The 22,709-nt window shown below is 66.1% G+C and carries 24 protein-coding genes and 1 riboswitch; of the genes, 7 read left to right on the forward strand and 17 right to left on the reverse strand.

Going from position 1 to position 22,709, the window contains the following annotated elements; translation table 11 throughout:
- Window positions 1-46: 46 nt before the first annotated feature.
- Window positions 47-496: a PAS domain-containing protein gene (locus MTX34_RS05320; protein ID WP_243594672.1), complete on the forward strand. Its 450-nt coding sequence runs from the start codon at window positions 47-49 to the stop codon at window positions 494-496.
- Between the two features lie 46 nt (window positions 497-542).
- Here MTX34_RS05320 and MTX34_RS05325 read toward each other — a convergent pair whose 3' ends face one another.
- The 3 genes from MTX34_RS05325 to MTX34_RS05335 form a co-directional block, all read right to left on the reverse strand.
- Window positions 543-1,619 (reverse strand): diguanylate cyclase, encoded by a 1,077-nt coding sequence (locus tag MTX34_RS05325; protein WP_243608688.1) that lies wholly within the window; start codon window positions 1,617-1,619, stop codon window positions 543-545.
- Window positions 1,620-1,715: 96 nt separating this feature from the next.
- On the reverse strand, window positions 1,716-2,180 hold the full coding sequence (locus MTX34_RS05330) for a MarR family transcriptional regulator (RefSeq protein ID WP_243608689.1): 465 nt from the start codon (window positions 2,178-2,180) through the stop codon (window positions 1,716-1,718).
- Window position 2,181: 1 nt separating this feature from the next.
- A complete protein-coding gene (locus MTX34_RS05335; RefSeq protein WP_243594675.1) occupies window positions 2,182-3,009 on the reverse strand; it encodes a crotonase/enoyl-CoA hydratase family protein in 828 nt (275 codons plus the stop codon).
- Between the two features lie 119 nt (window positions 3,010-3,128).
- Between MTX34_RS05335 and MTX34_RS05340 the strand changes: the two genes are divergently transcribed.
- Window positions 3,129-3,626, forward strand: coding sequence for a 2-oxo-4-hydroxy-4-carboxy-5-ureidoimidazoline decarboxylase (locus MTX34_RS05340; protein ID WP_243608690.1), 498 nt, complete (start codon window positions 3,129-3,131; stop codon window positions 3,624-3,626).
- A gap of 21 nt (window positions 3,627-3,647) precedes the next feature.
- On the opposite strand, the gene MTX34_RS05345 is transcribed toward MTX34_RS05340, so the two are convergent.
- Together MTX34_RS05345 and MTX34_RS05350 are read right to left on the reverse strand one after the other, a co-directional pair.
- Window positions 3,648-3,872 (reverse strand): DUF6480 family protein, encoded by a 225-nt coding sequence (locus MTX34_RS05345; protein ID WP_243608691.1) that lies wholly within the window; start codon window positions 3,870-3,872, stop codon window positions 3,648-3,650.
- A gap of 28 nt (window positions 3,873-3,900) precedes the next feature.
- Window positions 3,901-4,545 carry a TetR/AcrR family transcriptional regulator gene (locus MTX34_RS05350; protein ID WP_243608692.1) on the reverse strand — a complete coding sequence of 215 codons (645 nt, stop codon included), beginning with the start codon at window positions 4,543-4,545 and terminating at the stop codon, window positions 3,901-3,903.
- A gap of 52 nt (window positions 4,546-4,597) precedes the next feature.
- Here MTX34_RS05350 and MTX34_RS05355 point away from each other — a divergent pair, with 52 nt between their 5' ends.
- The 3 genes from MTX34_RS05355 to MTX34_RS05365 are packed head-to-tail and all read left to right on the forward strand — an operon-like array spanning window position 4,598 to window position 7,073.
- Entirely contained in the window at window positions 4,598-5,602 is a 1,005-nt protein-coding gene (locus MTX34_RS05355) for a hypothetical protein (protein WP_243608693.1), read from the forward strand.
- Window positions 5,603-5,606: 4 nt separating this feature from the next.
- Window positions 5,607-6,572 (forward strand): allantoicase, encoded by a 966-nt coding sequence (gene alc / locus MTX34_RS05360; protein WP_243608694.1) that lies wholly within the window; start codon window positions 5,607-5,609, stop codon window positions 6,570-6,572.
- 27 nt (window positions 6,573-6,599) lie between these two features.
- Entirely contained in the window at window positions 6,600-7,073 is a 474-nt protein-coding gene (locus MTX34_RS05365) for a YbaK/EbsC family protein (RefSeq protein ID WP_243608695.1), read from the forward strand.
- A 20-nt stretch (window positions 7,074-7,093) separates the two neighbouring features.
- Here MTX34_RS05365 and MTX34_RS05370 read toward each other — a convergent pair whose 3' ends face one another.
- The 3 genes from MTX34_RS05370 to MTX34_RS05375 are packed head-to-tail and all read right to left on the reverse strand — an operon-like array spanning window position 7,094 to window position 9,081.
- Window positions 7,094-7,594, reverse strand: coding sequence for a hypothetical protein (locus MTX34_RS05370; protein ID WP_243608696.1), 501 nt, complete (start codon window positions 7,592-7,594; stop codon window positions 7,094-7,096).
- A 17-nt stretch (window positions 7,595-7,611) separates the two neighbouring features.
- Window positions 7,612-7,740 carry a hypothetical protein gene (locus tag MTX34_RS25665; protein ID WP_279392855.1) on the reverse strand — a complete coding sequence of 43 codons (129 nt, stop codon included), beginning with the start codon at window positions 7,738-7,740 and terminating at the stop codon, window positions 7,612-7,614.
- Between the two features lie 9 nt (window positions 7,741-7,749).
- Window positions 7,750-9,081, reverse strand: a complete 1,332-nt coding sequence (locus MTX34_RS05375; RefSeq protein WP_243608697.1) for an aminotransferase class V-fold PLP-dependent enzyme — start codon at window positions 9,079-9,081, stop codon at window positions 7,750-7,752.
- Between the two features lie 54 nt (window positions 9,082-9,135).
- Window positions 9,136-9,251, reverse strand: a riboswitch (SAM riboswitch).
- Window positions 9,252-9,497: 246 nt separating this feature from the next.
- On the opposite strand from MTX34_RS05375, the gene MTX34_RS05380 reads away from it, so the two are divergent.
- Both MTX34_RS05380 and MTX34_RS05385 read left to right on the forward strand, forming a co-directional pair.
- Complete coding sequence (locus tag MTX34_RS05380) at window positions 9,498-13,391, forward strand: Pls/PosA family non-ribosomal peptide synthetase (protein ID WP_374638896.1); 3,894 nt, start codon at window positions 9,498-9,500, stop codon at window positions 13,389-13,391.
- Between the two features lie 6 nt (window positions 13,392-13,397).
- Window positions 13,398-14,735, forward strand: a complete 1,338-nt coding sequence (locus MTX34_RS05385; RefSeq protein ID WP_243608698.1) for a M1 family metallopeptidase — start codon at window positions 13,398-13,400, stop codon at window positions 14,733-14,735.
- A 449-nt stretch (window positions 14,736-15,184) separates the two neighbouring features.
- Here the strand turns inward: MTX34_RS05385 and MTX34_RS05390 are convergent, their stop codons facing one another.
- The 9 genes from MTX34_RS05390 to MTX34_RS05430 form a co-directional block, all read right to left on the reverse strand.
- Entirely contained in the window at window positions 15,185-15,805 is a 621-nt protein-coding gene (locus tag MTX34_RS05390) for a hypothetical protein (RefSeq protein ID WP_243608699.1), read from the reverse strand.
- A 30-nt stretch (window positions 15,806-15,835) separates the two neighbouring features.
- Window positions 15,836-17,092, reverse strand: coding sequence for an MFS transporter (locus MTX34_RS05395; RefSeq protein ID WP_243608700.1), 1,257 nt, complete (start codon window positions 17,090-17,092; stop codon window positions 15,836-15,838).
- Complete coding sequence (locus MTX34_RS05400) at window positions 17,089-17,745, reverse strand: GntR family transcriptional regulator (protein WP_243608701.1); 657 nt, start codon at window positions 17,743-17,745, stop codon at window positions 17,089-17,091. The genes MTX34_RS05395 and MTX34_RS05400 overlap by 4 nt, the downstream gene beginning before the upstream one ends.
- A gap of 123 nt (window positions 17,746-17,868) precedes the next feature.
- The gene (locus MTX34_RS05405; RefSeq protein WP_243596936.1) at window positions 17,869-18,066 is read right to left on the reverse strand and encodes a hypothetical protein; all 198 of its coding nucleotides are present in this window, start codon (window positions 18,064-18,066) and stop codon (window positions 17,869-17,871) included.
- A 111-nt stretch (window positions 18,067-18,177) separates the two neighbouring features.
- Window positions 18,178-18,588 carry a DUF2752 domain-containing protein gene (locus tag MTX34_RS05410; RefSeq protein ID WP_243608702.1) on the reverse strand — a complete coding sequence of 137 codons (411 nt, stop codon included), beginning with the start codon at window positions 18,586-18,588 and terminating at the stop codon, window positions 18,178-18,180.
- A 12-nt stretch (window positions 18,589-18,600) separates the two neighbouring features.
- Window positions 18,601-18,948, reverse strand: a complete 348-nt coding sequence (locus MTX34_RS05415; RefSeq protein ID WP_243608703.1) for a plastocyanin/azurin family copper-binding protein — start codon at window positions 18,946-18,948, stop codon at window positions 18,601-18,603.
- Window positions 18,949-18,971: 23 nt separating this feature from the next.
- The gene (locus MTX34_RS05420; RefSeq protein ID WP_243608704.1) at window positions 18,972-19,946 is read right to left on the reverse strand and encodes a MerR family transcriptional regulator; all 975 of its coding nucleotides are present in this window, start codon (window positions 19,944-19,946) and stop codon (window positions 18,972-18,974) included.
- A 9-nt stretch (window positions 19,947-19,955) separates the two neighbouring features.
- A complete protein-coding gene (locus MTX34_RS05425; protein ID WP_243608705.1) occupies window positions 19,956-20,600 on the reverse strand; it encodes a HEAT repeat domain-containing protein in 645 nt (214 codons plus the stop codon).
- A gap of 34 nt (window positions 20,601-20,634) precedes the next feature.
- Complete coding sequence (locus MTX34_RS05430; RefSeq protein WP_243608706.1) at window positions 20,635-22,689, reverse strand: FUSC family protein; 2,055 nt, start codon at window positions 22,687-22,689, stop codon at window positions 20,635-20,637.
- Between the last annotated feature and the right edge of the window lie 20 nt (window positions 22,690-22,709).

The following is a 22,709-nucleotide window of genomic DNA, read 5'->3' on the forward strand; positions in this document are numbered from 1 at the left end:
ACCTCGTCTCGGCCGAGCGCCGACGAAACATAGTTTGGGGAGACGTATGACCGACAGCACTTCCAACGGTGATCGGCGCAATCTCGATTCGCGACCGATCTCGGATCCGACGCAGTTTCCCGATCTGCCGGTGACGGTCGTCCTCGACCGGATTCCGGTGCCGATCCTCGCTGTCGATCCGTCCGGTGCCATCGTGTTCGCGAACGAGGCCTTCGACGATCTGTTCGGTCTCGACCGCACCGAGCGTGAGGACTTCCATCTGCACGACATCTTTCCCGACCGGGCACCCGAGGGCGTCAACGTCGCAGACATGTTCCTCACGACGGTGGCCACCCGCGCAGATTCTCTGTGGCGGATGACCGACAAGACCGGCGATATCGTGCAGGTGCGTGCCAGCAAGTCGATCCTGCGCCGCACCGAGGACACCATCGTCCTGGTCGCGTTGGAGGATTTCACCGATCAGCTGTGGAACGACCCCAAGAGCGCTCTGCGCTGACGCAGTAGCTCGTCCTCCCCGAACGACCAACGGTGTACGCCGGCAATCACATGCCGGTGTACACCGTTGCTCTGTTTCCGCCCGCGTGCTTCGACTCGTACATCGCTGTGTCGGCTTCGAGCAGCACGTTGTGCACCAGGTTGCCGCCGTTTCCGGATTCGGCGGCGGTGAACCACCGACTGCCGTCCAACAGCGCGACACCGACGCTCACCGTCACCGGTACGTCGTCGTCCGGGTCGTGAATGGAGTCGAGGATCTCTTCGGCAATCCGGTGCACGGCGGCATCGCCGACCGGTAGCGCGATCGTGAACTCCTCACCGCCGGTGCGCGCGACGCACGGGCGGGCACCCGTCACCGATGTCAGCCTGCGCGCGGTGCGGCGCAGCACGCGGTCCCCGACCGCATGGCCGTAGGTGTCGTTGACTCGTTTGAACTGGTCGAGATCGAGAACCATGAGCGCGACCGAGTGTTCCGCGTCCAGCGAGTTCATCATGCGTTGTAGCCGCAACTCCAAGCCGCGCCTGTTGAGCAGGCCGGTCAGGGAATCGGTGTTGGCGAGATCGAGTTGGCGCTGAATCACCGCTCGGAACGCGAGCACCGAGTTGACCACCAGGAGAGTGGCCAGGGTCCTGGTGACGGTCGACGCCACATCGTGCGTGTCCGCGGCGAACAACAGCGCTGCCAGTACGACGACCACCGCGTTGACGAACAGTATGTGGAATTCGAGCACTCGCCTTCTGGAGAAGTAGACGATGTAGATCCCGATCACCGTGAACAGAATCGCCCCGTTCAGAGCGAGGTCGCGTCCGGCGAAAGTGAGCAGCATCGCTGCAACGCCCACATCGGCGTACACGACGAACCACCCGGGCATGTGCGACGAGTCCGCCGCACGACGAAACCACCACGCTCCCACCGGGACGGTGGATATCAGCACCAGTAGACAGGCGATCTTGGCGATCGCGCCTTCGGGTCCGTCTGCCGAGAACATCGCGACGGCCCCGATCAGACCGAACGAGGGTACGAAGGCGGCGATTCCGAGGGCGACGCGGCGTTCGAGCCGCACCGAGCCGGTTCGCGGTCCGTTCACCCACGTGTGCGAGGTTCGATCGCGATCGACTGGCACGGCATTCCCTCCGTCCTGGCTTTCGGGCGAGCATGCGGGCCGGATGGCGCGGCCGGTCGTCCAGCTTGTCAGATTGTGCGATCGCTCACTCGCGCATCAGACGTTACCGCCGCGCCGCTCGGGCAGGTCCGGCCTGATCGTTTCGTAATCGGTCAAGAACCGATCGAGCAGCGCGATCAGCGAAGCCCGGTCCTCTCGCGGCCACGCCTCGATGACTCGTCCGAGATTGTCGGTTCGACGTTGCTGGATCGCGGCCGCCGCTTCCTGACCCGACGCAGTCACGGCAAGGACGAACGCGCGACCGTCTCGTGTGTCGGGTCTGCGCTCGACGTGTCCTCGTTCGACCAGCTGAGCCACCTGCCTGCTCACCGTCGACGGATCGGAATTCACCATGGCGGCAAGTTCACTCGACCGCATCGGTCCGTCCCGCAGCAGCCGGAACAAGCACACGTACGCGGCACCGTCCACGCCGCCCGACGACGAGATGGCCGCGATGTTTCGCTCGCGCAAGCGCTGCAGTCGAACCAGCTGTGTGCCCAGTTCCTCGGCGAACTCGACCACGTCAGCTACCGGAGAACTGAGCCGGACGCTTCTCGAATACGGCGGTGATCGCCTCTGTGAGGTCGTGCGAGGCGAGGAAGGCGGCGTTCCAGGCCGCGACATAGCGCAGCGAATCGTCGACGCTCGAAGATCGGGAATGGTCCAGCACCGTCTTGATTCCCTGCACCACCAGGGGCGGATTGGCGGCGATGGCGGCGGCGCATTCGCGAGCAGCGGCCAGGGTGGCGTCGTGGTCCTCGAAGACGTCGTTGACCAGTCCGATCTTCTCGGCGCGGGCGGCGTCGATGTCCTTGCCCGTCAGCGCGAGCTCACGCATGTGGCCGTCCCCGATGATGGCAGGCAGTCGGGCCAGAGATCCCATGTCGGCCACGATCGCGACCCGCACCTCGCGCACGCTGAACTTCGCGTCGGCGCTCGCGTAGCGCACGTCCGCGGCGGTGATGAGGTCGACGCCACCGCCGATGCACCAGCCCTGAATCGCCGCTACGACGGGTTTGCGGCAATCCGCAACCGCGTTGATCGCCTTCTGCATGGTCTTGATGGTGTCGTGGAACGACGTTCGCGGACCGGCGAGTGCCTTGTCCGCCATGAGCGGACCGAACGTGCCCGCCATCGCGGCGAGGTCGAGTCCGTAGGTGAAGTTTCGGCCCGAGCCCGCGAGCACGACCGCGCGAACCTCGGGATCGGCGTCGAGCCGAGCGAACAGCTCGGGGCTCTCGCTCCAGAAGTCCGGGCCCATGGCATTGCCCTTGTTGGGCCCGAGAAGTGTCACGTGTGCGATGTGGTCCGCGATCTCAACGGAGAACGCGTTCCAGGTTCGTTCGGTCATGCCTGCGAGCCTAGCGGGAGCTTCGCGCAATCCCGCACCGCATGTTACGGCGCGTAACGTCTGCGCTAAGTACCTGCTCAGCTCTGGTGCTCGTGCCCGATCGTGCCCATCATCGACTCATGCTGATGCATCAGGGACTCGGCCTGGAGACGTTCAACGATCTGCCGCGTCGCAAAGCGGTGCACGCGCTGTACGAGTGTTGCTGCTCGGTGGCGTGGGCGTCACGGGTGGCGGACGGCCGACGCTATTCCTCGCGCACAGACCTTTTCGCCGCTGCAGACTCGCAATTGGCCGAACTCTCGGACAGCGTCGTGGACTCGGTGGCCGCGACGCTGCCGGAGCCGAGCAAGGTGTGTGCAGCGATGGACAGGGACACTCGCGGCGCATTGGGGACGGCCGCGAGGGCGTACGAAGGGCGATTCGGCTACGCGTACGTATCGAGTCGACTGTTCGCCCCCGAGGGGTTCGAGCCGCGCGACATCCTGGTCGATCTGGGCCACCGACTCGACAACGACGACCGGACCGAGCGCACGGTCATGCGTGCCGAGCTGGCGAAGATCAATCACGGTCGTTTGGATCGTCTACTCGGCCCCGAGGGTGGTTGGCCGCCGTACTGAGTGTTTCCGCTCGGTCCGAGGTCAGCCGAACAGGCCGACTGCCCGACCGATCAATCCACCGGCGATCAGAATCGCCAGCAATGCCACGATGGAGATGACGATGATCGGCATCGCTCGGCCTCGCTGCGGCGGTTCGTGATTCGGTCCACCGACTGCTGTCTCGGCTGGAGGAGTGTCGCCCGGCGTCACGCTACCGCCTGCTTCGAGGCCGGCAGTCTCATCGGGTTCGGGATTCTGAGCAGTCATGAGTTCGGAGTACCCGGTCGGCCATCCCTCAATCGAGATGTGTCCTGGCTATCGCTCCAGCGAACAGTTCGGACACCGCGTCGGCAATGACTTCCTCGTCGATCTCTTCCGGATCCACCGAATGTTCGACGGCCAATCCGGAGATCAAGGCTGCCAGTGACGTCGCGAGGCGTCGGGCATCGAAGTTCTCGCCCACGCCCCACTGCCCCGCCCGTTCGGCGATGAGCCGCTCGAGCTCACCTCGAAGTGCTCGGCGGTCGGTGCGGTAACGCTCGGCGACGGCCGGGTCCCGCCCGGCCAGGATGCCGAATTCGACGGTCAACAGCGGCCAGCGAGGTTCGGCCACCACCCAGGACGCGATTTCGCCGCCGCCGGCCCCGGCCGCCGCCCGAGAGTCCAGATCGGAAACGTGGGCCAGCACGCGGGCCGCGAGATCGAGGGACCTCCGGGCGAGCAGCTCGGCGAACAGTGCTTGCTTGGACTCGAAATTGGAGTAGACGGCCCCTTTGGTGAACCCGGCGCGGTGCGCGATGTCGGCGAGTTTGGCTGCTGCATAACCACGTTCGGTGAACTCGTCGGCGGCCGCGGCGAGGAGTCGGTCCCGTACGTCGGTGCGTTGAGGTCTCCGTTGCGCATGTGTCGACCCCCACTTTTCTTGCTCGTCGGCATTCACGATACCTAGAGTATTGAATACCTCGGGTATCGACAAGATTCAGGAGTCACCCATGCGCAAGATGTCACTGCTCGCCGCCGCGGTGCTGGTACTGCAACTCGGCTTCATCCTCAGCTACGTCTCGGCGTTCCATCAGCCGACGCCGCACGCGATCCCGATCGCGGTGGTGGCCGAAGCCGGTCTCCCCGAGGGGCTGGCCCAGCAGACCGCCGATCGACTCGACTCCCTCGACGGCAGTCCGCTCGACACGCGCACCGCGGCCGATACGGCCGAGGTCCGCTCACTGCTCCGCGATCGGGACATTCTCGGCGCGTACGTCGTCGGCTCCAGCGGAACGGACACCCTCATCACCGCGAGCGCCGCGGGTAGTTCCGTTGCCACCGCGTTGCAGTCGATCTTCACCGAGGTCGAGACCGCTCAGGGCCGTCAATTCGTGGTCCGCGACGAGATACCGGTCGGGGTGCACGACAACCGAGGACTGTCCGGGTTCTATCTCTCGGTCGGTTGGGTCGTCGGCGGATACCTGCTGGCCGCTGCATTCGGATTGCTCATCGGCGCACCGACCTCGCGCCGCGAAACCTGCGTCCACGTCGGCATTCTCGCGGCGTACGCGGTCGTATCGGGAGCGCTCGGAGCCTTCCTCACCACTCATGTTCTGGAAACCTTTGCCGGCCATTGGTTTCCGCTCACCCTGCTGGGCACCGGGGTGGTGTTCGCCACGGGACTGTTCACCATGGGCCTGCGCGCCCTGATCGGCGTCGCTGCCGTGCCCGCTGCGATAGTGCTGTTCGTGATACTCGGAAACCCCAGTGCAGGAGGAGCTTTCGGGGCGGACGTATTGCCCTCGCTCTATGCGTCGATCGGTCGCTGGATCACCCCGGGCATCGGCACCGAGGGGGTGCGCAGCATCGTCTACTTCTCCGGCAGCGGGCTGGGGCAGCCGGCGCTCGGACTCGTGCTCTACATCGCGGTCGGCGCACTGCTGATGGGCGCGGCGGCCCTGCGCCGCCCGTCTGCACACAACCCGGTGAGCCCGCGTGAGACCAGTAAAGTGTGATTCCATGACGTCCACATTCCCTCTGCCACTGCCCGATCTCGCCGTCCGCACGCTCGGAGGCGCAGTCGTGTGGGCAAACGACGAAACGTTCGCAGAGAAGGAAAATCTGATCACTCCGGGCAAGGCCGACTACTCCACGGCGACGTTCGGCCACAAGGGTCAGATCTACGACGGGTGGGAGACGCGACGCCGGCGCGAGGCCGGCTACGACGAGGCCATCGTGCGACTGGGGGCTCCCGGGGTCGTATCGGCGATCGTCGTCGACACCTCGTGGTTCACCGGCAACTACCCGCCGGAAATCTCGATCGAGGCTGCCGAGGTCGACGGGTTTCCGTCGCCGGCGGAGCTGCGCACCCAGACCGAGTGGACCACCATCGTCGACCGTAGTCCGGTCGACGGTGACAGCGAGAACAGATTCAAGGTCGCGTCCGATGCACGGTGGACCCACGTGAAGCTGTCCATCTTCCCCGACGGCGGAGTGGCACGGTTGCGTGTACTCGGTCGCGGCATGCCCGATCCCAAGTTCCTCGCCGCCGGCCCGGTCGACCTGGCCGCCCTCGAGAACGGCGCGTACGTCTCGGCGTGCTCCAACATGTTCTACAGCTCGCCCAACAACCTGCTCTTCCCCGGACCCCCGCGGTCGATGGGTGAGGGTTGGGAGACCTCGCGTCGACGCAACGACGCGAACGACTGGGTTCAGGTGCAACTGGCCGGTACCGGATATATCCGTCTGGCCGAGCTCGACACGACGTGCTTCCTCGGAAACGCACCAGGCGCGGCGTCGCTACGGGGCCGGCTCGACGACGGCGAGTGGATCGAGCTGTTGCCGCGCACGACGCTTCAGCCCGACACCCGTCATCGCTTCGTCCTCGCCCACGACACCCCGGTGTCCGAGGTCCGCATGTACATCTTCCCCGACGGCGGCATGGCGCGATTGAGACTGTTCGGTGACCTCGACACTTCTGCGTGAAGAACTTCGGGGCAATAGGGTTGGTTCATGTCCCGGCTACTTCATCCGAATGCAGCCCATGTTGCCGACACTCTGATCTCTCGTGGTCATCACGGGGTGGTGGTCAACAGCCCCGAGGGCACGCACACTGCCGCCGATGCCGCCGCTGCTCTGGGCGTCGACGTGGGTGCGATCGTGAAGTCGATGGTGTTTCTGCTCGACGACGAGCCGGTATTGCTCCTGGTGTCGGGAGCCCACAACGTTCATCTCGAGCACACCGGTGAACGCCTCGACGGCACGTTGACGCGCGCGCCTCTCGACACGGCGAAGCATGCCACCGGGCAGCCGATCGGTGGCATCGCCCCGGTCGGCCACCCCACCAATCTGGATACGTTCGTCGACCAGGATCTGGCCGACTACGCCGAGGTGTGGGCGGCGGCCGGTCACACCAACACGATCTTTCGGTCGACGTTCACCGAGTTGCTGCGGATCACCGCGGGCCTGGCGATCGATGTCACCTGACCCCCGCCTCACCAGCGGGGTCAGGACGCGAGAGTCGGGGCGATCGGTGCGCCGAGGACCTCGTCGACGGTATCGATGTCGAACCGCGTGCCGCGCGATCCCAGTAGCGGCAGCACCCCGGAGCTCAGGAACGTCGACTGCCGAGCCACATCGTCGTGGACCTGCAACGTCACACCGTCGGCGACATCGGCCGCGGTGACGTCGGAGATCAAACTGGCCAGGCCTGCCGGGGTACCGACGTAGCGGATGGACGCCGGGCTCGTCGGAGCGCCCAGTCCGGCGAATTCACGACGGGCCGTCCTGGCATCTGCGGCAATGTGGACCTCGAGGTCGAGGAATACTGCTGTGCTGTCTGCGGATTCACCCCGCTCGACTGCTTCGGCGCGCAGTCGAGCGGTGTGCTGCTGGGCTTCCCGCAGGTCGGAGGCGTGGATGCGGACCGGCGCCGCGTCCGGCGCCGCGGTGAGTTCGGTCCACACGGCATCGAATTCGACGGCAACGCGGGTGTGCTTGTGCGACATGAGTGGTGGTCCTGGTTCTAGAAGTCGGTGAACGCATTCGGTCGGTGCGGAGCCGAACTCGAACACGACCCGGACGCCGTGCGGCACAGGTCCACATACCTGTTGGACCAGTGACGGTTGCCCGTCCACGCGACACTCACGGTCATGACGCAATGCTAACCGTCTGCGGGGGTGCACGGGGATCCCACCCCGGCGGCACCGTCGGCCAGCTCGGGGAACGGTCGCGGGTCCGGCACGGGATTCCACCAGCCTGCATCCTCCGCGTAGTGCCAGTTCGGTCCGCACTCGACCAGGGCGGCAAGGGCGTCGACCAGTCGGTCCACATCTGCCGACGAGCTGCCGAGCCCGATGCTGGCTCGAACCGCACCGGCCGCGTGGCCCAGCCTGCTCAGCAACTGGTGTGCGCAGAACTTTCCATCGCGCACGCCGATTCCGTGTTCGGCGGAGAGGTACGCGGCCACCTCACCTGGGTCGCGCCCGGCCACGGTGAAGGTGACGATGCCGACGCTGTCGGGTGCGTCGTCCCACACCTGGAGCTGCTCGACGCCGTCGAGCGCGGCCAGTCCCTCGCGTAAGCGGGACGACAGGTCGTGCTCGTGTTGCTGCAGCTCGGCATCGTCGAATCCGGCGATGGCCTCACACGCCGCGGCGAGTGCGGCGACGCCGAGCACGTTGGGGGTGCCCGCTTCGTGCCGCTGCGGTGCCGGAGCCCAGTCGGTGTGGTCGATGCCCACACTGCGGACCGCGCCGCCGCCGGCCAGGTGCGGCTCACCGTCGTCGAGCCAATCACGCCTTCCCACAAGCACTCCCGCGCCGAACGGGGCGTACAGCTTGTGCCCCGAGAACGCGAGATAGTCCACGCCGAGCGCGGCGATGTCGACCCGACGATGCGGAACCAACTGGGCACCGTCCACCACGATGCGTGCGCCGTGCCGATGCGCCAGCGCCGCGAGTTCGGCGATGGGAAGAACCTCACCGGTGACGTTCGATGCGCCCGTGATCGCCAGCAGCGCAGCAGGTTTCGCGGCCAGCTCGGCATCGAGGCGGACGATGGTCTCGGCCAGGGTCGACGCGGCAACCACCACTCGTCGATCCCGCCACGGGAGCAGATTCGCGTGGTGTTCGATGTCGAGCACCACGGTCTCACCCGGCACACATGCGGCCAACAGGTTCAGCGAGTCGGTGGTGTTCCGGGTGAACACCACCACCGAATCGGGCTGCGCACCAACAAAATCGGCGACGGTCACCCGCGCCTTCTCATACGCTGCCGTCGAGACGCGAGACGCGTAGCCGGCACCGCGATGCACACTCGAGTAGAACGGCAGGAGTTCGGCAATCCGATCGGTCGCCGCCGTCAACGCCGGCGCGCTGGCTGCGTAGTCGAAGTTGGCGTAGGTGCAGGTGCCGCCCTGCACCAGTGGAACCTGCAACTCCGTGCCCGAAACAGGGGCAAAAGGAGCACAGGGGCGGGAAAGTACAGATGTCATGACAGATCGAACCCTCACCATCGAGGGACCCGCAACCGAAGGGCTTCGTGAACGAGTCCGCGCTTGCCGCGCCGGTTTTCCGGCGCCAGCCTGGTCGTCACCCGGAGCACCCCACCGCGGAGGAGGGTTGCCGACCAGCTAGCCGGGGCTTGATGCTGGTACTCGTGACCGTGGGGAAGACACTCGCAAACTCACTGCGGTTTTGTCAAGCCGGGACTCGCGCCACAGCACCAGTAGGATTCCCGCGGCGGGAAGGCGCGCTCGTTCACCTTCCGGCAAACAGAACGTGAGATAACCAACGACGCTGCGGCTCCCCTGCCGCAGTTCCACAAGCGTTCCACTGCCCCACGAACACGAAGGACACCCGGTTGTCTGTGCACGAATCCGAAGGTCACCCCGCAACCCCAGGTCTCGAGATCCCGGCTGCACCTGCCCAGTACCTTCGCTCGTCTCTCGCCCCTCCACCGCGGACACTTATCGATGTTCTGCGCGCGACCGCCCACAGCTTTCCCGACGCCCCCGCGATCGACGACGGTGCGGTGTCGGTCAGTTACTCGGAGTTGTTGGACGACATCGACGAGGGCGCGCAGTGGCTCGCCAACGCCGGTGTCCGGCGCGGCGATCGCGTCGGCATCCGCATGCCGTCGGGTTCCTTCTCTCTCTATGTCGCGATCCTGTCGATCCTTCAGGTCGGCGCCGCATACGTGCCGGTGGACGCGGACGATCCGGAGGAGCGCGCCGAGTTGGTCTTCGGCGAGGCGAAGGTGACGGCCATCGTCACGGCGGGCGGAATCGCTGCCGGCACGGCCCCCAAACAGGACACCCTTCCCGACACAGACCCGACGCCACCCACTCCCGAGGACGACGCGTGGGTCATCTTCACGTCGGGTTCGACGGGCACTCCGAAGGGCGTCGCGGTCAGTCATCGCAATGCGGCGGCGTTCGTCGACGCCGAGGCCCGCATGTTTTTGCAGAAGGATCCGCTGGGTCCGGGCGACCGAGTGCTCGCCGGTCTGTCGGTGGCATTCGACGCCTCCTGCGAGGAGATGTGGCTGGCGTGGCGGCACGGTGCCTGTCTGGTGCCCGCGCCGCGGTCGTTGGTGCGGTCCGGTTTCGATCTGGGGCCGTGGCTCGTCTCCCGCGACATCAGTGTCGTTTCGACGGTGCCCACGCTCGCGTCGCTATGGCCCGCAGTAGCGCTGGAAGCGGTGCGGCTGCTCATCTTCGGCGGCGAGGCCTGCCCGCCGGAGCTGGCCGAGCGGCTCGCCGTCGAGGGCCGCGAGGTCTGGAACACGTACGGTCCCACCGAGGCGACGGTCGTCGCCTGCGCGGCGATCATGGACGGGAAAGGGCCCGTCCGCATCGGATTGCCGTTGGACGGATGGGACCTGGCTGTGGTCGACGCGTCGGGCACCCCGGTGCAGCTCGGAGAAGTCGGTGAGCTGGTCATCGGCGGCGTCGGACTCGCGCGGTATCTCGATCCGGCCAAGGATGCCGAGAAGTACGCGCCCATGCCATCTCTCGGGTGGGAACGGGCGTATCGCAGCGGCGATCTGGTCAAGCTCGAGCTCGAAGGGCTCTTGTTCCAGGGTCGCGCCGACGATCAGGTCAAGCTCGGCGGTCGACGCATCGAGCTCGGCGAGATAGACAATGCGCTGCAAGCACTTCCGGGCGTCGGCGGCGCGGCGGCCGCCATCCGCAAGACGGCGGCCGGAAACTCGGTGTTGGTCGGATACCTCGCCAGCACCAATCCCGATTTCGATCTCGAAGCCGCACGCGAATTGCTCGCCGAGCAGTTGCCCGCGGCATTGGTGCCCAGGCTTGCGCTGGTCGACGAGATGCCCACGCGCACCTCGGGCAAGGTCGACCGCAACGCGCTGCCGTGGCCCCTACCCGGCATGGCAGGAGCGTCCGCGCTCGGTGGGACGGCGGGCTGGCTGGCCGAACTGTGGACCAACATCCTCGGTGCGCAGGTCTCGGACGAGAGCGCCGATTTCTTCGCCAACGGGGGCGGCTCGCTCTCGGCCGCCCAGTTGGTGACGGCACTGCGCGAACGGTTCCCCGAGATCACCGTCGCGCAGCTGTACGACCACCCGCGGCTGGGTTCACTGGCGCAGTATCTGGATGATTTGAAGCCGGTCGTCGAGGCCGTTCCCCGTGCGGTCGCCCCGACGTCGCGCACCGCGCAATGGGCGCAGATCGCGGCAACGGTTCCGTTGACCACCCTGACCGGATTGCAGTGGGTCACCTGGCTCGGGCTGCTCTTCAACGTCATGTCCTGGTTCGGCGACGTGCCCTGGGCCCCGACGCTGTCGTGGTGGTGGGTGCTCGTGGCATTCGTCCTGTTCATCACTCCGGTCGGCCGCATGGCGATCTCGGTGATCGGATCTCGCATCCTGTTGGCGGGCTTGAAACCCGGCGCGTATCGACGCGGCGGCAGCATGCACATCAGGCTCTGGGCGGCAACACGATTGACCGACGCCAGCGGTGCCTCGAACCTCTCGGGTGCGCCGTGGATGGTCTACTACGCGCGTGCGCTCGGTGCCAAGATCGGCAAGGGCGTCGACCTGCACACGATGCCGCCCGTCACCGGCATGCTCGAACTCGGCGACGGCTGTTCCATCGAGCCCGAGGTCGACCTGTCCGGGCACTGGATCGACGGCGATCTCGTCTACATCGGCGGCATCGAAATCGGTGCCGGTGCCACCGTCGGCGCACGCTCCACGTTGTTGCCCGGCACCAAGGTCGGCAAGAACGCGGTCGTCACGGCAGGCTCGGCCGTCGTCGGACGAGTGAAGGCCGGTCAGATGTGGTCCGGCTCGCCGGCTCAGAAGGTAGGCAAGGCCGACCATCCGTGGCCCGCCGAGACACCGCCGCGCGCCACGAAATGGGTGTTCGCGTACGGCGTCGCGTCCCTGTTCCTGTCCGGCATGGCACTGTTCTCCATCGGCGTCAGCCTCGTGCTGATGGGCTGGTGGATTCACACCGCGGACTCCGTGTTCGACGCCTTCGAACGTGGCCTGGTGATGTTGCCCGTCGCGACGCTGGTCTCGTTGGCGGTGTTCGCACTGATCACCGTCGTCGCGGTGCGGTTGCTCGGCATCGGACTCGTCGGCGGCTACCACCCGGTGCGCAGCCGTATCGGCTGGCAGGTCTGGGCCACCGAACGTCTGATGGACTCCGCGCGCACCTTCCTGTTCCCGCTCTATGCATCGCTGCTGACGCCGCACTGGCTTCGACTGCTGGGCGCGAAGATCGGCAAGGACGTCGAGGCGTCGACGGTGCTGATGATTCCCAAGTTCACCACCGTCGCCGACGGTGCGTTCCTGGCGGACGACACCATGGTCGCCAGTTACGAACTCGGCGGCGGTTGGATGCACCTGGGTGACGCCAAAGTGGGCAAGCGGGCGTTCCTCGGCAACTCGGGTATGACCGGTCCCGGGCGAACCGTCCCGAAGAACGGCTTGGTCGCCGTGCTGTCCGCCACGCCGGACAAGGCGAAGTCGGGTTCTTCGTGGCTCGGTAGTCCGCCGGTTCGGCTGCGTCGGGCCGCCGGGAGTGCGGACTCGTCGCGCACGTTCGATCCACCGCGGAAGCTCAAGGTCGCCCGGTCGTTCGTCGAGACGTGTCGGTTGATTCCCGTCGTCGTGACCTTCGGTATCGGTCTGGCCGTGCTGTTCGGGCTCACCGCCATCGCCGACGCCGTCGGGTACTGGTTGGCGGCACTGCTCAGTGGCGTCGTCCTGCTCGTCGCCGGTTTCGTGGCTGCTGCGGTGTCGGCGTTGGCGAAGTGGTTGTGGGTGGGCCGGATCGGCAAGACCGATCATCCGCTGTGGAGTTCGTTCGTCTGGCGCAACGAGGTGGCGGACACGTTCGTCGAGACTGTCGCCGCACCGTGGTTCGCACGCGCAGCCGAGGGCACCGCCGTGTTGAACATGTGGTTGCGGTGGCTCGGCGCAGACATCGGCCGCGGAGTCTGGTGTGAGACGTACTGGCTCCCCGAGGCCGATCTGGTGACGTTGGCCGACGGTGCGACCGTCAACCGAGGGTGCGTTGTGCAGACGCACCTGTTCCATGATCGGATCATGTCCATGGACACGGTCGATCTCGGCGCGGGCGCAACACTGGGACCACACTGTGTAGCGCTGCCGGCTTCGGGTATAGGAGAAGGGGCGACCGTGGGGCCTGCCTCTCTGGTGATGCGCGGCGATACGGTTCCCGCGCATACTCGTTGGCAGGGCAACCCGATCGCGCCGTGGGCCAAGGGCGATCCCTTTCCGCGAATTCGCGACGACCGAAACGAGGGGTGATCTTTCGTGCCAGACAGGCTGGTGGCACCGGTGTTCGACGTCGATGCCAGTGACAATCCGATCGACACCTACCTTCCCCAGAACGGCAACCGCGGCTATCGCGTCTCGCGCTACGAACTGGACCTCGAGTACAAGGTCGAGAGCAACCGGTTGACGGGCAAGGCGAAGATCACGGCGGTCACCACGGCGACGGTGTCGAAGTTCGCGCTCGATCTCGGCCCGGCGATGAACGTGTCGAAAGTGTCGGTGAACGGCTCGCGTTCGGTGAAGTTCAGCCACCAGCGCGGCAAGCTCAAGATCACGCCCGCCAAGCCCATCGCGTCGGGTGCAGCACTGGTGGTCACGGTCGCCTACGGCGGAACTCCGAAGCCCATCAACGGTGTGTGGGGTGAGGTCGGCTGGGAAGAGCTCACCGAGGGCTCGCTCGTCGCGAGTCAACCGAACGGCGCGGCGTCGTGGTTCCCGTGCGACGACCATCCGGTGTCCAAGGCCAGCTACGGCATCACCATCACCACCGATTCGCCGTACTACGCGGTGGCCAACGGAACGTTGGTGCGCAAGCAGACCCGCGCCAGCCGCACCACCTGGGTGTACGAGCAGCCCGAGCCGATGGCCAGCTACCTCGCGACCATCCAGATCGGTCCGTACGAGCACCGCATCATCAGCCCGGGGCCGGTGCCGATGAAGGCCATCACTCCCCCGCGGCTGCGCGCGCAGTTCGATCACGACTTCGGTCGTCAACCGCAAATGATGGATACATTCGTACGGCTGTACGGCCCTTACCCTTTCGCGTCGTACACCGTGGTGGTGACCGACGACGATCTCGAGATTCCGATCGAGGCGCAGGGGCTGTCGATCTTCGGTGCCAATCACTGTTCCGGTTCCCGGTACTACGAGCGTCTCGTGGCGCACGAATTGGCGCACCAGTGGTTCGGCAATTCGCTGACCCTCGGCAAGTGGGCCGACATCTGGCTGCACGAGGGATTCGCCTGCTACTCGGAGTGGATCTGGGCCGAGAACTCGGGTGGCGCAACGGCTCACGACAAGGCCAAGCGAGCGCACACCATTCAGCGTGGCCTGGCGATGGATTTGCAGCTCACCGATCCCGGTCCTGAGAGCATCTTCGACGACCGCGTCTACAAGCGTGGGGCACTGGCGCTGCACGCGGTGCGAACGACAATCGGGGACGAGCGATTCTTCGGACTGATCCAGGAATGGACCTCCAAATACCGCTACTCGACGGTCGCAACGGCAGACTTCACCGACTTGGCCTCCCGCTTCGGTTGCCCCCGAAGCCTGTGGGACGCATGGCTTGTGGACAAGCAACTGCCGTCGTTGCCGTAGTTCCCTGCCTGCTGCCTGTCTCCCCCAACTCCCGCAAACGCGCGCGCGTTTGCCAAAACCGGCCGGAATAGCCAACAACTATGCACGCGTCCGACGAATGCGCGCGCGTTTGCCAAAGCTCACGGCCGAAGACTCAGGGACCAGCGGGGCTCGGCTCCCCCAACTCCCGCAAACGCGCGCGCGTTTGCCAAAACCGGCCGGAATAGTCAACGACTATGCGCGCGTCCGACGAATGCGCGCGCGTTTGCGAAGACTCCGACAGGGCGAAGCTTTGCGATCGGCGACGCGATCGCACGGGCCGACACTTGCATCGGGTGGGACGACCTGAAACAGCACCCAGAACACGATGACGCCCAGCACGGCGAAAATCGGCCCCGGTCCGGAGTAGTTGTATTTCATGTTCGCTCGCGTCGTGCGAGGGATGTACCCGCTGCACCGCACCGGCTGCGTCAGCGATACCCGAGCGACACCGTCAACCCAGCAATCGCGTATCCGTACAGCGCGACCGTAGCCAACGCCTGTCGCCAGAAGCCTTGCGGGAACGACGCCGCCCAGCGTCCCTTGCCGTCCAGTTGCAGATCGCAGGGGAAGTCGCTGATGGCCACGGCAGACGACGGCTGCTTCCAGTGCGCGAGCACCACCCCGGTAGTGAACGGCAGCCCCCGAACGAACAGGTGACCGCGTGCCTCCCCGGCCCGGTACCGCACCGCGGATTCGGTGACAACCCCTGTGTACCAACGCCGTTGGACGTTCCATCCGGTGGCGTGCGCGAGTCGAAGGTTGCGGCCGCCTCGCAGAGCGGTGTCCACCGTCTCGACGTCCGCAATCACGCCCCAGCGCAGCATCGACACCCACCAGGCAATCCGTCGGCTGCGAAACACCAGTGCCCCGAGCAGAACGATCGCGAAGACGTACGGCACCGCTGTCGGATATCTCGACCAGCATGCGGCCGGCACGATGACAGCGGTCAGAAACCAGTACGACTCGCGTCGGTTCCATACGGTCGCACCCGCGAGTGCCACCGTCGGAGGCACCCGATGTGGTGGGGCAGTGCGAGCGGACTGCAGCATGATGCCGCTGATCCTAGAGCCGAACCGCCCCTACGCGCTCGGCAAGTGAGCAGACGTCTTCGATCGCACCACCAGGCCGCAGATTCCGGCCATCACCGCGCCGAACCCGAAGATGATCGGATACGTGACCACGCCGGGCCAGGTCTCGGTGAGCGCCGACAACACGGCAGGCACCGCGAAGCCCAGGTACGTCAGCGAGTAGAACACCGCAGTGAGGCCGGCGAGGTCGTCGGGGCCCGCAATGCGTTGCACCTCTTGCAGACCCGAGACCAGTGCCATGCCGTACCCGCACCCGAGAACCGCTGCGGCGATCAACGCCGCGGCAATGGTGAGCACCGACGCCGCCCAGGCAGCAACGGCCATACCGATCACCAGCAGAGTCAGCGCCACCAGAGCGCCTCGGGCGTTGGCCGGTGTGTCGATCCGACGCCCGACGGCCTGGATCGCGAACCCGGAGCCGAGTGCGATCACCGCCATCGCCGCAGACAGTGCGACGGGATAGCCGCCACCGGGCTCGTCGGCCAATGCGTCGGCCATCAGTGACGGCAGCACCGCGTAGGCGACGCTCGCGGCACCGAACACCCATGGTGCCAACGGCAGCACCACGAAAAGGAACCGGCGATGCGATGCGGACGGAATCCTCAGGTCGTCGAGCAGCTTCTTGTTCTTCGATGCCACTGTGGCAGTTCGTGTTTCGGGAACGGAGAGCATCCCGATACCGGCGACGATGCAGATGAGCACGTGCACGCTGTAGGCGAGGTGCGTCGGCCAGGGGGCCCACTGCGCGAGTACACCGGCGACACCGGCACCGAGGGCGAAACCCGCAGTCAGCGACATCGCGGCGCGTCGCGCTCCGGCACCTGTCTTGGCGGTGGCATCGCGGCTGGAGAGTTCCTTGACCCAGCTGCCGCCCACGGCCATACCGATTCCGAGCGCGATGCCGCTGAGCACGCGGCCCCCGAAGAGCATGTAGGCGTTGTCGGGCCCGAGTGCGATCAGAATGGACCCGGCTGCGGCAATTGCGGGGGCGGGCAACATGATCGGGCGTCGACCGAGCCGATCCGACAGCGGCCCACAGATCAGCATCGCCGGAATGATGCCCAGGACGTACGCGAACAGGAACGTATCGACCACCACCGCCGAGAAGCCGTGGTCGAGCCGATACATCACCAACAGCGGCGTGAATTCGTTGCCGCCCCACGCAACGGCGAACATGCCCGACGCCACCAGCAGCCAGCGTCGCGAAGTCAACTGGATGTCTCGATCGTTCGTGATCGTCTCGCTCATCGTGCTCCCCCTCTGTCCGGTCGTAGGCCGTGCACCCCGAGCATGTGTTGTTCGACGGCCCGCTCGAATCCGTCTGCGTCGCCGGCCTCGATCAGGTCGGTGAGTTGGCGATGGTCGTTGACGATGCGAGAGATCTGGCCCGGATCACGCGTCACCGAGGCTGCGGTCATCCGCCGCTGACGCTCGCGAAGTCCGTCGTAGAACGCGTCGAGCAACGGGTTGCCGCCGGCTCGAACAACGATGCGATGAAAGTCGGCGTCAGCGGCGCTGAATTGCGCGGCGGTGCCGTCGACAGCCAACTCCTCCTGCAGCTGCAGGTTCTCCCGCAGTGCCTCCACCACGCGCGCGCGGGCCGTCGCGTCGTCCACGAAAGCGCGGACGCTGCCCGATTCGACCAGCCGACGCGCGTCGACGACGCTCTCGGCTTCCCCTACCGCGATCGGCACCACCAGTGCTCCGCGCTTGGGATAGAGGCGCATCCACCCCTCGACCTGAAGCCGCAAAAACGCCTCGCGTACGGGGGTGCGACTGATCTCGAGGCGCGACGCGATCTCGCCCTCACTGACGAGCTCACCACCGGGAAGTTCCCCCGAAATGATGAGCTCCTTGACCGTCGCGTAGGCCGTATCGGCGGCTGATCTCGTCTCGGACACAACATAGATACTAGATGCACCTCAACTGTGCACCAAGCGAGGACCCCGGAAAAGTCCACTCGACGTGACATCGACCGTCGAAAAGTCCACTCAACGTCACATTGACTCCCCAAGGGGAGGCGGTCAGGGCACCCAGTGCCTTGCGGCGATGTCGTCGATGATCGGGTCACCGTCCTGCGCCGCGTCGAGTGCCTCCAGATCGTCGCGCAGGGCGTTCAGGCGTGGGTCGTCTCCTTCTGCCTGTTCGGCAGCGGTGCCTCCGTCGTCGGCGAGTTGTGCGAGGAGTTTCGCGCGGACGCGATCCCGCAGAGAGTCGCTCATTCGTCGTCACCCTTCTTGAACACGCGGCGGGCCGTGGGGATGAGCGCGATGAGCACACCCAGCAGCACGATGATCGAGAAGATTTCCAGCAACACAGTTCCTCCTAGAGGTTCAGGTCGGAGCGATCGTGGTGCCCCACGGGGTGTTGCGCACCACGGTGAAGACGGTCAGTAGGGCGACCAGCACAGCAGCAGCCGGGCGATTCGGGCGAGGCAACGTCAGAGGCTTCTGCGTCCATCGTGCTCGAAGCCACAGCCCCCACACCCCGACGGCAACGACAACGAGCACAACCGCAACGACATTGCTCGACGCAGCCGCGGCGATATCTCCGCGAGTGAGGTCACCCAGAGCCCGCGTCGTGCCACATCCCGGGCACCACAGTCCGGTCAGCGCGTGCAACGGGCAGGGCAGATACGTCGAGGTCCGTGGGTCACGCACATGCAACAACACCAACCCGCCGACACCGGCGGCAGCCACGCCGAGGGGTGCGGCGATGCTGCGTCCCCGGGTCGGTGCCGTCATGTGCTCAGTCCATCACGGTTCGACGACAACAGTCGCCGTCATGTCCGGATGCGGGGTGCAGTGGTAGGTGAACGTGCCCGCGGTGTCGAAGGTGTGCGTGAACTGCCCGGTTTCCATCAGCGCGCTGCGGAACGAGTTGTCGTCGGCGACCACGTTGTGGGCCATGCCGCGGTCGGCGAACACCCAGGTGACGGTGTCTCCCACCGAGATCGTCAACGTTGCCGGCGAGTACATCCGATCGGCGACGGTCACCTGATTCTCGGCGACCGGTTCGGCGGGTGCAGCCGGGGTGGTCGGGGTGGCGCAGGCAGTCAGGGCCGAAGTGATCATCAATGCCGCGAAAAGTCCGAATGCCTTCATGCATCCGACGGTACCCAAAGGGCTCATTCCCGCCGGCCGAGGATGTACTCGGCCGTCAGTGCGATCGAGCGTTCGGTGTCTCGGGTCAAGCCCTGCAAGGCGCGTGAGGCTGCCTGCCCCGGAATACTCGCCAGTGCCTGCGTCACTCGCAGTCGCGTCGGCGCATCTCCTGGCCCGTCCATCAGAGCCGCGACGATGGAGTCCGCGGAGCCCATCATGCCCAGCGCATCGGCGGCATCCACATCGTTGGTGCCGTCATGCACCATCTCGATCAGCGTGGGGACCGCATCGGCCACCCCACGCGCAGCCAATTCCAGCGCAGCGACCCGGCTGACCTGCTCGTCGTCGTGGGCCAGCGCCTCCCGCAACACCTCGGTGGAATCGGGGTGAGATATCTCGACGACGGTGTCCACCGCGCGGCGTCGCATCTCGGGGTCCGATGAGTTCAGACCTTCCCGGAGCGCCACCAGGGCGTCGCCCCCTGTCCGAGCGAGGGCCCACCGAAGCGCGCCCGCAACATTGGGCGCAGGCTCGCGCAGCACCGCTTCCGCCAACGCATCCGCCGGAATGGGTCGATCTCCGGCAGACGACAGCGCCGCCGCCTGCCGCTTCCCGGCGCTGACCGACTGCAGATCACCGAGCAGCGCGACGGTGCCGAGTACGTCCTCCCAGTCCTCCGGCCGCGGGTCGCCGATTCGACGCAACCGCGTGAGCAGGTCGGTATCTCGCGCGATGCGTTCCTCGGCTCGCGCCGCAAGCTCGTCGACGAGTCCCGACGCCGCGAAACTGGGATCGTCGAGCGCGCGACCGACGTCGTGCAGCGACAACCCGAGCGAACGCAGCGATTCGACGTGGAAGAGACGTCGAACATCGTCCGGGGCGTACTCGCGATAGCCGGTGCCGCTACGAGATGTCGGGCGTACGAGTCCGAGCCTGTCGTAGTGCCGAAGCATGCGCGCACTGACACCCGAACGCCGAGCAACCTCACCGATCAGCATCTGTCCATCTCACCTCGTAGTGTCGGCTGCGCCAAGGGCATCGACTCGTGTGGCCTCGAAGACTGCGAACCCGGCGTCCGGATCTCGGAGCAGAGCCTCGGTGGCCAACGCGTGGATGCGAACGGCGACGTCCTTGCTCGACGCGGCCTCCCGCACCATCGGTTCGATCACCGATCCGAGCGCAACCAGCGCGCGACTGAGACTGCGCTGGACGTCGTGGCCACCTCGTCCGAGTTGGGTGGACAGCATCGTCGCCAATAATCCTTCACTTCCTGACTGCACCAGGACCACCGCGGCTCGCCAGGCGCTGCGTGCCACCTCGTCGTCGGAATCGGAGATCACGTCCTCGGTGATCACCGGCCACGCCGACGGATCCTTGATCTTGGACATCGTGTGCAACGCCTGGCTGCGAGCGAGTGGCCCTCCGGTGCGCACCTCCTCGATCAGCCGCGGAACCGTCGACGACGCGGGAAGTCGAATCAGTGCCCACGTCAACATTTCTCGCACCTGAAAATCGGGTTCGACGGCACACCGTTGCAGCAGCGCGTCGAGGTACCGTGGATCCGGAGAAGTCCCGATGTCGAGTGCAGCCCTGAGACGGACCGACGGATTGCGGTGCTGGAGTGCCCCGGCTACGAGATTTATCGAGTTCATGACGGTCAGCCAAGACCTTGTCACTGTGTGAAGGTCAAGCCCGAGCCAACACATCCGCCAATGTTCGGTTCATCGTGTTCAATGCTCGCACCGCGCCCCGCAGCGGACCGGGCGCATCGGTGGAGGTGAGTAACACGTCCAATACCGTTGTCTCGGTGATTTTCTCGGGTGGATCGACGTGCTCCCCGGCGACCACTGCCTCCACCTGGCGTGCGGTGTCGCGCACCAGGGCCGCGGCGTCGCGCAGAGCCTGTGCAGTCTCGTCCGACGGAGCCGTCTGCGTATCGGCGCGGGAGGCGAGCACTCCGGCCCGGGCCAGTGCGTGCGCTGATCGGCTGCTGACGGCCAGCACCCGCAACAGGTGCTTCGCGCCACGTCTGCTGCGGGTGGTCGGCCCGAGCACGAGTGGCTTACCGGACGTCAGAACGTCTTTCAACGCATTGTCGAGCGTCCGCGTCGACGCCACCAGATCGGTTGCACTTCCCGGCGCGAGAACCGATTCGACGCTCGATTCGATCAGCGTGTCCAACTGCTCGAGATAGGTGTCGACGTTGCCCACCAGTGTCTTTCGGGTGCTCGTCGAGAAGATGAAGTAGGCCGACGCCATTCCGACGAGACCGCCGACGGCGGTCTCGATGATCCGAAGCTCGAGCACCTCGATACTGAACGTGCCCAGCAGCCCGTACAGCATCGCGAGCAGAATGGTCACGAAGAACGACAGCAGCGCATAGGCGACGGTCACCAGGTAGAACGCGAGGAATACGCAGACGACGATCAACACCAGTTGTACGGGTTGGTTACTGCCCACCAGTGCGGCGATCACCACCCCGGCGAGCACGCCCGCAATGGTTCCGAGAACGCGTTGGCCTGCCCGCGTGAGGATTTCACCCCGCGTCGACGCCCCCGTGAACACCAGGAAGGCCGTCAGCACCGCCCAATACCAGCGGTCGGGAGAGACGAGTTCACCCAGCACCGTTGCGGCACTGGTGGCGACGGCCACTTGGATCGCGGCCTTGGTGCTGGGGTTCAGTCCGCTCGGCTCGTCCTTCGTGGCAGGTTCGGGGACGACTCGAGGACCCGCATCAATGGCAACCGCATTGGTGGTGATGTGATGAATCGCGATGTGCGACTGCACGGCTCGTTGCGCGGAGACCGTGGCGATGCCTGCGGGGGTCGACGGGTCGGCACGCTCGGCAGCCGTCGCGGCCAACCGGCGCGCCGCCCGAAGCTGTTCCGAGGACGGCGTGTTCTGCAGAACCGACCCGAGCGCCGTCGTCGCCTGCCCCAACGCTGTCGGCCATGGTTTGGCCGGGTCGAGCGCCCACAGCGAGCTGACGAGCTGCTCGGTTGCGATCTGGGCGTCGAACACGCGGTGCGAGAGATCGGTGCTGGTGACGCTGAGCAGCTGACCGGCGTCGTGCCGATCGAGCCAGTCGTCGATCATCAACGCGGTGTTGCCGAGCCGATCGAGCCTGCGGCGCACCAGGTTCAGGTCGCGACTCTCCCCTGCCGACGCTGCCTCGAGCACCGAGGCCGATACCGCCCGCATCGCGAACAGCAGCCGGCGCACCTCCACGACCGGCCGGTCCGGGAAAATGACGGCTCGCACGAACAACGCGATCGCCAGTCCGCCGAGGATCGCCGCGATCAACATCGGCAGTTGGCCCGGGGTTGCGCGCAGGAACAGCGCGAAGAAATACGAGATGAACGCGACCATCCCCAGCGCCGTGCCGCGAGGGCCGAACCGGCGCACCCACACTGCCGCGAACAGCACCGCGATGAAGCCGACGTCGGCCACCTTGCCGAGCTCGGAGAGCAACGCCGCCAACGTCACTGCCGCCGACGCCGGCAGCGCCATCAGTGCGGTGGTGATGAGCCGACTGCGCTGGTCCTTGTCCTTCACCGCCGCCGACGCCTGCATCGCCACCACGGTTCCGAGCATCGCCACCGTCACCGGTTGGCCGATGGCGCGCGTGGTGAGCACCAGCGTCACCATCGCCAACAGCACCGTCAGCGTCGTCGCCGACGCACTGCGCAGCCGTACCTGCCCCGGATCCGAGGCGTCGAGGATTCGGGCGAGGCGCTTCATTACCCGATTCTGCGCTACGG

The organism is Rhodococcus sp. ARC_M5, from assembly GCF_022810405.1.
GTDB classification, from domain to species: Bacteria; Actinomycetota; Actinomycetes; order Mycobacteriales; family Mycobacteriaceae; genus Rhodococcoides; species Rhodococcoides navarretei.

Excerpts from the sequence above, each read along its gene's own strand:
- MTX34_RS05320 (WP_243594672.1), top strand. The coding sequence starts at position 47 with ATGACCGACAGCACTTCCAACGGTGATCGGCGCAATCTCGATTCGCGA.
- MTX34_RS05335 (WP_243594675.1), bottom strand. The coding sequence starts at position 3,009 with ATGACCGAACGAACCTGGAACGCGTTCTCCGTTGAGATCGCGGACCAC.
- MTX34_RS05340 (WP_243608690.1), top strand. The coding sequence starts at position 3,129 with ATGCTGATGCATCAGGGACTCGGCCTGGAGACGTTCAACGATCTGCCG.
- MTX34_RS05345 (WP_243608691.1), bottom strand. The coding sequence starts at position 3,872 with ATGACTGCTCAGAATCCCGAACCCGATGAGACTGCCGGCCTCGAAGCA.
- MTX34_RS05355 (WP_243608693.1), top strand. The coding sequence starts at position 4,598 with ATGCGCAAGATGTCACTGCTCGCCGCCGCGGTGCTGGTACTGCAACTC.
- alc (WP_243608694.1), top strand. The coding sequence starts at position 5,607 with ATGACGTCCACATTCCCTCTGCCACTGCCCGATCTCGCCGTCCGCACG.
- MTX34_RS05365 (WP_243608695.1), top strand. The coding sequence starts at position 6,600 with ATGTCCCGGCTACTTCATCCGAATGCAGCCCATGTTGCCGACACTCTG.
- MTX34_RS05370 (WP_243608696.1), bottom strand. The coding sequence starts at position 7,594 with ATGTCGCACAAGCACACCCGCGTTGCCGTCGAATTCGATGCCGTGTGG.
- MTX34_RS25665 (WP_279392855.1), bottom strand. The coding sequence starts at position 7,740 with ATGACCGTGAGTGTCGCGTGGACGGGCAACCGTCACTGGTCCAACAGG.
- MTX34_RS05375 (WP_243608697.1), bottom strand. The coding sequence starts at position 9,081 with ATGACATCTGTACTTTCCCGCCCCTGTGCTCCTTTTGCCCCTGTTTCG.
- MTX34_RS05390 (WP_243608699.1), bottom strand. The coding sequence starts at position 15,805 with ATGCTGCAGTCCGCTCGCACTGCCCCACCACATCGGGTGCCTCCGACG.
- MTX34_RS05395 (WP_243608700.1), bottom strand. The coding sequence starts at position 17,092 with ATGAGCGAGACGATCACGAACGATCGAGACATCCAGTTGACTTCGCGA.
- MTX34_RS05405 (WP_243596936.1), bottom strand. The coding sequence starts at position 18,066 with ATGAGCGACTCTCTGCGGGATCGCGTCCGCGCGAAACTCCTCGCACAA.
- MTX34_RS05410 (WP_243608702.1), bottom strand. The coding sequence starts at position 18,588 with ATGACGGCACCGACCCGGGGACGCAGCATCGCCGCACCCCTCGGCGTG.
- MTX34_RS05415 (WP_243608703.1), bottom strand. The coding sequence starts at position 18,948 with ATGAAGGCATTCGGACTTTTCGCGGCATTGATGATCACTTCGGCCCTG.
- MTX34_RS05420 (WP_243608704.1), bottom strand. The coding sequence starts at position 19,946 with ATGCTGATCGGTGAGGTTGCTCGGCGTTCGGGTGTCAGTGCGCGCATG.
- MTX34_RS05425 (WP_243608705.1), bottom strand. The coding sequence starts at position 20,600 with ATGAACTCGATAAATCTCGTAGCCGGGGCACTCCAGCACCGCAATCCG.
- MTX34_RS05430 (WP_243608706.1), bottom strand. The coding sequence starts at position 22,689 with ATGAAGCGCCTCGCCCGAATCCTCGACGCCTCGGATCCGGGGCAGGTA.